Source organism: Rhodococcus sp. P3_B8, assembly GCF_056402775.1.
The window spans coordinates 1-10886 of record NZ_JBFUGT010000220.1 but is presented as its reverse complement, the minus strand read 5'-3'; the positions used below and the strand labels follow the sequence as shown (position 1 = coordinate 10886).

Genomic DNA, 10886 nt, shown 5'->3' with positions numbered 1-10886 from the left:
GTCCCGGACCGTGCAGGACACACCCTGCGCCAGCACGCGCCGGACGAATTCCTTCTCCACCGGCTTCGGGCTCGCATCCCATTCACTGCCCGGCGTGGGGTTCAGCGGGATCAGATTCACGTGCACCAGCGGCCCGAGCGCCTTGCGCAGCTTCTTGCCCAGCAGGTCGGCGCGCCACGGCTGATCGTTGACGTCCCGGATCAGCGCGTACTCGATCGAGACGCGGCGGCCGGACTTGTCCGCGTAGTAGCGGGCGGCGTCGAGGACCTCCGCGACCGACCAGCGGTTGTTCACGGGGACCAGGGTGTCGCGCAGTTCGTCGTCCGGGGTGTGCAGAGACACGGCCAGCGTGACGCTGAGGTCCTCGTCGGCGAGTTTGCGGATCGCGGGCGCCAGACCCACCGTCGATACCGTCACGGAGCGTTGCGACAACCCGAGGCCGTCGGGGGCGGGCGAGGTGATGCGACGGACGGCGGCGACCACTCGCTTGTAGTTGGCGAGCGGCTCCCCCATTCCCATGAAGACGACGTTCGACAACCGGCCAGGACCGCCGTGGACGTCGCCGTCGCGTAGCGCGGCCGCGGCGGCACGCACCTGGTCGACGATCTCGGCGGTCGACAGGTTGCGTTGCAGCCCGCCCTGACCGGTCGCGCAGAACGGGCACGCCATTCCGCAGCCCGCCTGGCTGGAGATGCAGAGCGTCGCGCGGTCGGGGTAGCGCATGAGGACGCTTTCGAGCAGCGTCCCGTCATTCGCCTTCCAGAGCGTCTTGCGGGTGTCGCCGCCGTCGCAGGCCAGGTGCTTGACCGGGGTCAGCAGCGTCGGGAACAGGGCCGCGCCCACCTGCTCGCGCACGGCAGCGGGAAGATCGGTCATCTTCTCCGGATCCGCCTCGAGCCGCGCGTAGTACTGCCTGGCCAGCTGGTCGGCCCGGAACCCGGGCAGACCCAGCTCCTTGACGGCCTCCCGCCGCTCGGCAGAGTCGAGGTCCGCGAGATGCTTGGGCGRYATCCCACGCCGGGGCGCGGTGAAAACGAGGGGAAGCGAGACAGCCATAGTTTCTCCATTGTCCCATTGATTCGGGGGTCGTTGTCGTGCGGATGCCTGATCGACGTCGTTTCGCCGCCCGATGCGCATGCGGAACCCGCCCAGGTGGGTGAAGATCAACTTATGTCGACAACACCGGACGACCCCTCGAACTTCCCTCCGGACGTCCCAGTCGGCCGCGGCCCCGGCACCGGTCCGGTGCCCACCGGCCCACCGCACCCCGACACCTCACCGGCGGACACCGAGCATTCCGACGTCGCACGCCGGAAGGGCATCACGCACACCCGGGTGGGCGCCACGTGGACCGGTCTGGTGATCGGAATCGTCGTTCTGGTACTGCTTCTCGTGTTCATCCTGCAGAACCTCGACAGCGTGACCCTCGAAATGTTCGTCTGGGAATTCACCCTCCCACTGGGGGTCACACTGCTGTTCGCGGCGATCGCCGGCGCGGTGATCATGGCCCTCGCGGGCGGTGTCCGCATCATCCAGATCCGCCGGGCCGCGAACCGGCAGCGGCGCCTGAACAGTAATTTCTAACTGAACAATAGTTACGCAAGTGGATTACACAGACGCTGAGCGAGCAGAATTACTGTCGTGGATATCACCGGAACGGCACGACTGTGAAGGCCGACATGGAGACGACTGTGGCACCGCGAATCGCGGCTGAACAAGCACGATCCTGGCTGCTGGTTCCCGCCGGCAAACCCGAGGGTTTCGAGGCGGCCCATGCCAGCGCCGCCGACGCCGTGATCCTCGACCTCGAGGACGCCGTCACACCCGACCGCAAACCCCGGGCCCGCGCCGACGTCGTCGCCTGGCTCGGCGAGCACCGGCGCGCGTGGGTGCGGATCAACGACGCGACCACACCCTACTGGGCGGACGACCTGGCAGCGCTGAACGGTGTTCCCGGGCTCGAGGGCGTCATGCTCGCCAAGACCGAGAGTGGAATGCAGGTCGACGCCACCGCCGAGCGGCTCCCGGAGGGCACGAAGGTGCTCGCCCTCGTCGAATCCGCGATGGGGCTCGAGGCCGCACCCGAGATCGCCCGGACGGAGGCCACCTTCCGGCTCGCGTTCGGCAGCGGCGACTTCCGCCGCGACACCGGGATGGACGATTCGCCGCTGGCGATGGCCTACCCCCGCTCCCGGCTGACGGTCGCCAGCCGGGCAGCCCGGATCGCACCGCCGATCGACGGCCCCACCCTCGGCACCGACGTCGACGCCCTGGTCCGGGCCTCGGCGCTGACCTTGTCGATGGGCATGACCGGGAAGCTGTGCATGACCATCGCGCAAACGGCGCCGGTCAACGACGCACTCAGCCCGTCCCCGGACGAGGCCGAATGGGCGCTCGACGTGATCGCGGACCTCGGCGAGGACGGCTCCCGGGTGCGGGACGGCAGCGACCTCCCCAAGCTGGCGAAGGCCAAGAAGATCAACGCGCTCGCGAAGCTCTTCCACATCGCACCGCGGTAAACGACGCCGGTCAGAGAATCTGCAGCCCGGCGGGCTTTCGGCGGACGTGCACGCGGTAACGCACGTCGAGAGCCACGCCGGGTGTCTGCGCGAACGCCTTCGATGCCGTCTTCTTGGTGAACTCGATACCGAGGACTCCGCGCAGCAATTCCCGATCCGGGAATCGCCATCGCGTCTCCACGCGCACCATGTCGAACCCCTGCGCCGCGAAGAAGGCCTCGACGGTCTCCGGGTTGTACTGCGGCAGGTCGGCCCGCATCCATTCGCCGTAGGGATGGGCCGTGGCGTCCAGGTCGACCACCACGAGCGCGCCGCCCGGGCGCAGCACCCGCATCGCCTCACAGATTCCGCGGCCACAGCCGGGGCCGAAGAAGTAGGCGGTCCGTGCGTGCACGACGTCCACGCTCGCGTCGCCGAGGGGTATGCCTTCGGCCGAGCCCTCGATCACGCGGACGTTCGGCAGGTGCCCCACCCGTGTGCGCGCACGTTCGAGTAACGGCGGATGCGGTTCGATTCCGTAGACCGTGGCCGCGGACTCGGCGAAGACCGGGAGGTGGAAGCCGGACCCGCAGCCCACGTCGGCGACGGTGCCGCCCGTCCAGTCCACGGCCCCACGCAGGTGACGGAAGATCGCCCCGTCCACGTCCTGGGCGCGGTTCTCTACCTCGTACCACTCCGGCCAGTGCCAGATGTTCGGGCTGGGGATGGTCACGGCAGGGCGGTCAGACGAGAACCGTGAGCACCAGCCACGTCACGAACGCCGACGGCAGCAGGGAATCGAGACGGTCCATGATCCCGCCGTGACCGGGGAGCAGGGTGCCCATGTCCTTGATGCGAAGCTCTCGCTTGACCTGGGATTCGATGAGATCGCCGAGCGTGGCGGTTACCACCAGCACCACACCGAGGAGCACGCCGATCATCGAGTTCTCGTCGAGGATCAAGGTGACCGTGAGCAGGCTGCCGATGACACAGAACAGCAGCGAACCGACGAACCCTTCCCACGACTTCTTGGGGCTGATCGCCGGCACCATCGGATGCTTGCCGAACAGCACACCCGCCGCGTAGCCGCCCACATCGGAGCAGACCACGCCGATCATCAGGCACAACACCCGCCCGGCGCCGTCGTCCTGCAACACCATCAGCACAGCGAACGACGCCAGCAGCGGAATCCAGGAGGCGACGAACACGGTGATCGCGGTGTCCCGGAGGAAATTCTGGGGTGTCGCCTTCAGCCCGTGGTCGAACAGACGCCAGACCATGCAGACCAGCACCGTCCCCGCGAAGGCGCTGAGCACCCCGACCGGGCCGAACGGCCACCCCAGCCACAGGATCGCCTGGCCGCCGGCGAGCAGCGGGATCCGGGGGGCGCTGATCCCGGCCTCCCGAAGGCGCTTGGTGACCTCCCAGGTGGCGACCGCCATCGCGACGGCCACCACGGCGATCCATACCAGCGGCACGTAGACGAGGATCAGGATCAGCGCGACGCCGAGACCGACGCCCACGCCGATCGCGGCAGGAAGGTTACGCCCGGCCTTCGACTTCCCGGCCGGGGCCGCCTCCGGCGCCGGCGCACCCTCGGAGACCGGTTCCGAGGGGTCGCCCTCCGAGATGGGTCCCCCTGGGGTCCCGTGTTCTGCTGGCACGGTCACTGTCCCCGATCCACTCCTCGTCTCGTGACTAAACTTCCAGTAACTCGGCTTCCTTGTGCTTCACCAGTTCGTCGACCTGCGCGACGTACCGGGCGGTCGTCTTGTCGAGTTCCTTCTCGGCCCGACCGACCTCGTCCTCGCCGGCCTCGCCGTCCTTCTGGATCCGGGACAGCTCGTCCATCGCCTTGCGCCGCACGTTGCGCACGGACACCTTGGCGTCCTCGCCCTTGGACTTGGCCTGCTTGACCAGTTCGCGGCGGCGTTCCTCGGTGAGCTGGGGAACGGAGATGCGGATCAGGTTTCCGTCGTTGGACGGGTTCACGCCCAGGTCGGAGTTCCGGATCGCCGTCTCGATGGCTCCGAGCTGCGAGGCCTCGTACGGCTTGACGACGACCAGTCGCGCTTCCGGCACGTTGATACTGGCGAGCTGCGTGATCGGGGTGAACGCGCCGTAGTAGTCGATTCCGATGCGATTGAACATGCCAGGATTCGCGCGGCCCGTGCGGATCGATCCGAGATCGTCCTTGGCCACCGTGACAGCCTTCTCCATCTTCTCCTCGGCTTCGAAGAGAGCTTCATCAATCACGGCTGTTCCTCCATGTCGTTCTRCATCGATTCGTCACTGCCTCTGTTTCGAGAAAACCCGGTGTCGAGCGTGTCACTCGCGTCATGACTTGACGAGCGTTCCGATCTTCTCACCGGACACTGCCCGAGCGATATTCCCCTCGGTCAGCAGATTGAACACCATGATCGGCATCTCGTTGTCCATACAGAGACTGAACGCGGTCGCGTCGGCGACCTTGAGTCCCTGTTCGATGACCTCACGGTGCGTGATCTGCGTGTACATCGTCGCGGTCGGGTCGAGGTTCGGGTCCGCGGTGAACACGCCGTCGACGGCCTTGGCCATCAAGACGACCTCGGCGCCGATCTCGAGTGCGCGCTGCGCCGCGGTCGTGTCGGTCGAGAAGTAGGGCATGCCCATGCCGGCGCCGAAGATCACGACGCGGCCCTTCTCGAGGTGCCGCTGAGCGCGCAGCGGAATGTAGGGCTCCGCCACCTGCCCCATCGTGATCGCCGTCTGCACGCGGCTGTCGATGCCCTCTTTCTCCAGGAAGTCCTGCAGAGCAAGGCAATTCATCACGGTGCCGAGCATGCCCATGTAGTCGGAACGCGCGCGGTCCAGACCTCGCTGCTGCAGTTCCGCACCACGGAAGAAGTTGCCGCCGCCGATGACCACCGCCACCTGCACCCCGGACCGCACGACCTCGGCGATCTGTTCCGCAACCTTGGTCACCACGTCGGGGTCGAGGCCGACCTTGCCACCACCGAACATTTCTCCGCCGAGTTTGAGAAGGACTCGATGGAATCCCGTACGTTCGTTGGCTGGTTCGGACATTGCTCTCCTCAGTTCCACAGCACTCGTCGATTTCGACAGCGGCCGAGCACACCCACGCGCCTACTCGACCCATTCAGACGGCCATCTTCATCCTGCCTCATCAGGACGGTGGCGGTATACGTAGGCCCCGCCGGGCGAGCGCACTCGTCCGACGGGGCCATACGACTCACACGACTAGCTCGAAGCACCGACCTCGAAGCGAACGAAGCGCTTGATGGTGACGCCGGCCTCGTCGAGGATCGCCTTGACGGACTTCTTGGAGTCCTGCACCGAGGACTGCTCGGTCAGCACGACGTCCTTGAAGTAGCCGTTGACGCGGCCTTCGATGATCTTCGGCAGAGCCTGCTCCGGCTTGCCCTCGGCGCGAGCGGTCTCCTCGGCGATGTGACGCTCGTTGGCGACGATGTCCTCGGGGACCTCGTCACGCGTGACGTACTTGGCCTTGAGCGCCGCGACCTGCATGGCGGCACCGCGAGCGGCCTCCGCAGCAGCGTCACCCTCACCGGTGTACTCGACGAGGACGCCGACGGCGGGCGGCAGGTCGGCGCTGCGCTTGTGCAGGTAGACCGCGACCGGCCCGTCGAACGAGGCGATCTTGCTCAGGACGAGCTTCTCGCCGATCTTCGCGGACTGCTCCTGGATGACGGTGTCGACCGTCTTGCCGTCGAGGTCGAGCTCCTTGAGCGCGTCGACGTCGGCGGGCTTCGCTGCCGCGGCGACCGTGACGATCGACTCGGCGAGCTTCAGGAAGTCTTCGTTCTTCGCGACGAAGTCCGTCTCGCAGTCGAGCTCGAGCAGGACGCCGTCCTTGGAAACGACCAGGCCCTCGGCCGTGGTGCGCTCGGCACGCTTGCCCACGTCCTTGGCGCCCTTGATGCGCAGCTGCTCCACAGCCTTGTCGAAGTCACCCTCGGCCTCAGCGAGAGCGTTCTTGCAGGCCATCATTCCGGAGCCGGTGAGCTCGCGGAGCCGCTTGACGTCAGCGGCGGTGTAGTTCGCCATGGTGAGCGAGCCTCCTCATATGTCTGTCGGGACGTAAGTCAGGGTAGTACTCGGACCAGACCGTGAAACGGCCCTGACCAAAAGATCTCTGGTCAGGGCCGTGTGCATCGGATCAGGCCTCGGTGGAGGGTGCCTCTGCTGCGGGGGCCTCGGCAGCCGGAGCCGCCTGTGCCTCAGCTGCGGGAGCGGCCTCTGCGGCGGGCGCTGCCTCGGCGGCGGGCGCGGCCTGCGAGAGCAGTTCCTGCTCCCACTCGGCGAGGGGTTCGCCGGCGCCGGCCTCGGGCTTCGCGTCCTTGTCGGCGCTCAGTCCGGCACGGGCCTGCACGCCCTCGGCCACTGCGGATGCGACGACCTTGGTGAGCAGGGCGGCGCTGCGGATGGCGTCGTCGTTGCCCGGGATCGGGTAGTCGACGAGGTCGGGGTCGCAGTTGGTGTCCAGGATCGCGATGACCGGGATGTTCAGCTTGCGAGCCTCGGCAACGGCCAGGTGCTCCTTGTTGGTGTCGACGACCCACACCGCGGAGGGGACCTTGGCCATGTCGCGGATACCACCGAGAGTGCGGTCCAGCTTGGTCATCTCACGCGTGAGCATGAGGATTTCCTTCTTGGTGCGACCCTCGAAGCCACCGGTCTGCTCCATTGCCTCGAGCTCCTTGAGGCGGAGAAGACGCTTGTGGACGGTGGTGAAGTTGGTGAGCATGCCGCCGAGCCAACGCTGGTTGACGTAGGGCATCCCGACGCGAGTGGCCTCGGCCGCGATGGATTCCTGGGCCTGCTTCTTGGTGCCGACGAAGAGGACGGTGCCGCCGTGGGCAACGGTCTCCTTGACGAACTCGTACGCCTTGTCGATGTACGTCAGCGTCTGCTGCAAGTCGATGATGTAGATGCCGTTGCGGTCGGTGAAGATGAAACGCTTCATCTTCGGGTTCCAACGACGGGTCTGGTGACCGAAGTGCGTGCCGCTGTCGAGCAGCTGCTTCATTGTTACGACAGCCATGGCTGTGTATCTCTCTTTCATTGCCGGTTGATGCAGAGCATCACGAGACGCTCCACCCTGGCGCCCGCAAACCATCGGACTCACACCGAGATGCGAGACCAGCCGATGGCCGATAACCTGCGCGGGCGCGCGAAGTCGGACTGTGGGAGCACAGACCGCTCGATCAGTGTACGGCCTCCACGCCGAACGCCCTAACCGCCCCTGCCACACCGCGGCCGCGCGTGCAAGGGTTTCGCAGGATCTGTGGACAAAACGTAGTCGATCCACATTCTCGTCCGCTGCCCGTTCGTCGGCCCGGACGTGCGGGATCGTCCATCCATGACGACATTCGGGGCGATCGTGCGGGCACTCACGGCGGCGGCCACGGCGGCCACGCTGCTGACCGGCGCGGCGCTCGCCGCCCCGCCCGCCGATGCCGCGCCGACCGGTGAATTCGACTGGCCGCTGCACCCACGACCGCGGGTGGTCCGGGCGTTCGACAATCCCGAGCGCGACTGGCTTCCCGGCCATCGCGGCGTGGATCTGGGCGGCGTGCCCGACGAGGCCGTTCTGTCCGCAGTCGCGGGTGTAGTGGTGTTCGCCGGCACGGTGGCCGGCAAGCCTGTCGTCTCCGTCGACCACCCGGGTGGGCTCCGCACCACGTACGAACCGGTGACCGCCCGGGTCACCCCCGGGCAGCGCGTGGGCCGCGGGACCGTCGTCGGCACGCTCGAACCCGGGCACCCGAGCTGCATCGCACCCGTCGCCGCGTGCCTGCACTGGGGTCTTCGCCGCGACCGCGAATACCTCGACCCGCTCAGACTCGTCCGCGCGGCTCCGGTACGGCTCGAACCCGTCGGCGGCTAGCGCCACTCCGCGACGGCGTGCCTGCCTGCCGACTCCGGGAAGTTGTCCCCGACCATCGCCGCGAGTTCGACGAACGCCTTTCGCGTCGCGGGACGCAGCAGATCCAGATCCACCACCGCACCCTCGGCGAGGTGCTCGTCGAACGGCACCACCTTCACGGCCCGGCACCGGAGCAGGAAGTGATTGGTCAGTTCCGTCATGTCGATCGTGCTCGAGCCGGGCCGGGCGGCGCTGATCACGACGACCGTCCGCGAGACCAGGTGCCCGTAACCGTGGTGCTGCAACCAGTCCAGCGTGGCGGCGGCACTGCGGGCGCCGTCAATTGCCGGCGAGCTCACCAGCACCACGGAATTGGCGAGTTGCAGAACACCGTTCATCGCCGAATGCATGATGCCGGTGCCGCAGTCGGTGAGGATGATGTTGTAGTACACCTGCAGGATGTCGATCACCCGCCGGTAGTCGTCCTCACTCAACGCCTCGGAAATCGCCGGGTCCTGTTCACTCGCGAGCACCTCGAGACGGCTCGGCGCCTGCGACGTGTGGGCCCGCACATCCGAGTAACGCCGGATCGTCGACTCCGCCGCGATGAGATCACCGACGGTCGAATGCGCCTGCAGCGGCACGCGCTGTGCGAGTGTCCCGAAGTCGGGGTTGGCGTCGACGGCGATCACGCAGTCGCCGCGCAGTGACGCGAACATCGATCCCAGCCCGATCGTGGTCGTCGTCTGGCCGACGCCGCCCTTCAAGGACAGGAATGCAATTCGATAGTCCCCCTGGATCGGCTGCCGGATGCGGTCGAGCAGTGCCGCATCGCGCGCCTCACCTGCCGACTCCCCCGGATTCACCGATCCCCGGTGAGCCGGTGCAGTCCGCGCCGCCACCCTCGGCTCGGCGCCCTGCGTGCCCGTTTGAGGAGAGCATCCGCCACCAGATCCTGACTGGTCACCTGATGCCGGCTCGGCTCAGGGGCGGGACCGTCCCAGGATTGCTGCCCCCACGGATCTGCCGCGGTGTCACTGTCCGTCGCGACCGCGGGCCTGCCGACGTGCAACCAGAGGTCCACGGCGTCGGCGGCCGGTTTCCCATACGGCACGGAGCGCTCCTTGTCTCCCTTGCCGATCACACGCAGCAGCCACTGTTCGCGATCCACCGAACCGAGGTCGAGGCCGCACAGCTCCCCCACCCGTATTCCCGTCGCATAGAGCAGTTCCACGATGAGACGGTCGCGCAGGGCGATCGGATCGTTCTGCTGCGCGCCCGATCCGGCGGCATCCATCACGCCGGCCGCCTGCGACTGCCGCAGCACCGGGGGCCGCGTGCGGTGGGCCTTCGCGGCACCCAACCGGGCGCCGGGATCGGTGGCGATGCGCCGGGTCCGCAGCAGCCAGGGTGTGAAGTTGCGCACCGACGACGTCCGCCGGGCGAGGGTCGTCCGGGCGATGCCGGCCGCGGACTGGCCCGCGAGCCACGACCGCAGCACCTGGATGTCGAGCTCGCCGAGGTGTGCCTCCGGTGACGTCGACAACCAGTGCTGCAGCAGCGACTTCGCGTCCGCGACGTACGCCTTCACGGTGTGCTGCGATCGGCCGCGATCGAGCCCGAGATGCCGCGCGTACTCGTCGAGTACCAGCTCCAACGGTGCCGGCAGGTCGCTGCTCGTAGAGGTAACAGTCGACTCGGGCGGGAGATAAATCAAGCAGCCGCGCCGCTAGAGTTCTTTTGTGCAGCGAACGATCTCCATCCCCATGTTGTGTGTCCTGGCGTTACTGTCCGCGATCGCTCCGCTGGCCACCGACATGTATCTCCCCGGTCTCCCCCTGATGACGGAGAGCCTGAACACGTCCGCGCCGAGCGTGCAGCTGACGTTGACCACATTCATGGCCGGGCTCGGCATCGGTCAGCTCGTCGTGGGACCGCTGTCGGACGGCCTCGGACGCCGGCGCCTGCTGATCGGCGCCWCCGTCGTCACGACCCTCGCCGCGATGGCGTGCGCTCTCGCGCCGACCGTCGAAACCCTCATCGCTGCACGACTTTTCCAGGGGCTGAGCGGTGGCGCGGCGATCGTGCTCGCACGCGCCTGCATTGCCGACCGGGCCCGCGGAGACAGCGCCGCCCGGCTCTTCAGCATCATGATGATCATCGGCGGGGTCGCGCCGGTCGTCGCGCCGCTGATGGGCGGCGCCCTGCTCGGGCCGGTCGGCTGGCGAGGGATCTTCTGGGTTCTCACTGCCGCCGGTGTGGCGATGTTCGCGGGAGTGCTGATCCTGGTCCCGGAGACGCTTCCCGTGGAGAACCGGCACGGCGGCGGGCTCACTGCACTGTTCCGGAACGTGCGCTACGTCGTCGGCAACCGTGTCTATCTGGGTTACGCGTTCACGTTCATGTTCGGGTTCGTCGCGCTCTTCTCGTACATCTCCGCGTCCCCATTCGTCGTGCAGAACGTCCTCGGGCTCAGCCCGGGGCAGTTCTCTATGGTG

The 10886-nt window shown here is 67.3% G+C and carries 13 protein-coding genes; 4 read left to right on the top strand and 9 right to left on the bottom strand.

What is annotated here, in order from left to right; translation table 11 throughout:
• Positions 1-1056, bottom strand: a 1056-nt coding sequence (gene rlmN / locus AC1D1G_RS34225; protein WP_477955563.1) for a dual-specificity RNA methyltransferase RlmN, incomplete at its 3' end; no start/stop codon positions are given.
• 114 nt (positions 1057-1170) lie between these two features.
• Here rlmN and AC1D1G_RS34220 point away from each other — a divergent pair.
• Together AC1D1G_RS34220 and AC1D1G_RS34215 are read left to right on the top strand one after the other, a co-directional pair.
• Complete coding sequence (locus tag AC1D1G_RS34220; RefSeq protein ID WP_283334785.1) at positions 1171-1584, top strand: LapA family protein; 414 nt, start codon at positions 1171-1173, stop codon at positions 1582-1584.
• 83 nt (positions 1585-1667) lie between these two features.
• The gene (locus AC1D1G_RS34215) at positions 1668-2519 is read left to right on the top strand and encodes an HpcH/HpaI aldolase/citrate lyase family protein (protein ID WP_280781761.1); all 852 of its coding nucleotides are present in this window, start codon (positions 1668-1670) and stop codon (positions 2517-2519) included.
• 10 nt (positions 2520-2529) lie between these two features.
• Here AC1D1G_RS34215 and AC1D1G_RS34210 read toward each other — a convergent pair whose 3' ends face one another.
• The 6 genes from AC1D1G_RS34210 to rpsB all read right to left on the bottom strand — a co-directional run bounded on the left by AC1D1G_RS34210 (position 2530) and on the right by rpsB (position 7563).
• On the bottom strand, positions 2530-3231 hold the full coding sequence (locus AC1D1G_RS34210; RefSeq protein ID WP_280781760.1) for a class I SAM-dependent methyltransferase: 702 nt from the start codon (positions 3229-3231) through the stop codon (positions 2530-2532).
• 10 nt (positions 3232-3241) lie between these two features.
• The gene (locus AC1D1G_RS34205; protein ID WP_283334786.1) at positions 3242-4168 is read right to left on the bottom strand and encodes a phosphatidate cytidylyltransferase; all 927 of its coding nucleotides are present in this window, start codon (positions 4166-4168) and stop codon (positions 3242-3244) included.
• Positions 4169-4196: 28 nt separating this feature from the next.
• Positions 4197-4754: a ribosome recycling factor gene (frr, locus tag AC1D1G_RS34200; RefSeq protein WP_005240537.1), complete on the bottom strand. Its 558-nt coding sequence runs from the start codon at positions 4752-4754 to the stop codon at positions 4197-4199.
• 81 nt (positions 4755-4835) lie between these two features.
• On the bottom strand, positions 4836-5564 hold the full coding sequence (pyrH, locus tag AC1D1G_RS34195; protein ID WP_005240535.1) for a UMP kinase: 729 nt from the start codon (positions 5562-5564) through the stop codon (positions 4836-4838).
• A gap of 174 nt (positions 5565-5738) precedes the next feature.
• The gene (tsf, locus tag AC1D1G_RS34190; protein WP_105419397.1) at positions 5739-6566 is read right to left on the bottom strand and encodes a translation elongation factor Ts; all 828 of its coding nucleotides are present in this window, start codon (positions 6564-6566) and stop codon (positions 5739-5741) included.
• Positions 6567-6678: 112 nt separating this feature from the next.
• Positions 6679-7563 (bottom strand): 30S ribosomal protein S2, encoded by an 885-nt coding sequence (gene rpsB / locus AC1D1G_RS34185; RefSeq protein ID WP_005259344.1) that lies wholly within the window; start codon positions 7561-7563, stop codon positions 6679-6681.
• Between the two features lie 318 nt (positions 7564-7881).
• On the opposite strand from rpsB, the gene AC1D1G_RS34180 reads away from it, so the two are divergent.
• Positions 7882-8409, top strand: a complete 528-nt coding sequence (locus AC1D1G_RS34180) for a murein hydrolase activator EnvC family protein (protein ID WP_477955561.1) — start codon at positions 7882-7884, stop codon at positions 8407-8409.
• On the opposite strand, the gene AC1D1G_RS34175 is transcribed toward AC1D1G_RS34180, so the two are convergent.
• Complete coding sequence (locus tag AC1D1G_RS34175) at positions 8406-9254, bottom strand: MinD/ParA family ATP-binding protein (RefSeq protein ID WP_477955560.1); 849 nt, start codon at positions 9252-9254, stop codon at positions 8406-8408. The genes AC1D1G_RS34180 and AC1D1G_RS34175 overlap by 4 nt on opposite strands.
• Positions 9251-10045 (bottom strand): tyrosine-type recombinase/integrase, encoded by a 795-nt coding sequence (locus AC1D1G_RS34170; protein ID WP_477955565.1) that lies wholly within the window; start codon positions 10043-10045, stop codon positions 9251-9253. Before AC1D1G_RS34170 ends, AC1D1G_RS34175 begins: the two co-directional genes overlap by 4 nt.
• Positions 10046-10154: 109 nt before the next feature.
• Between AC1D1G_RS34170 and AC1D1G_RS34165 the strand changes: the two genes are divergently transcribed.
• On the top strand, positions 10155-10886 hold a 732-nt coding region (locus AC1D1G_RS34165), incomplete at its 3' end, for a Bcr/CflA family efflux MFS transporter (protein ID WP_477955559.1).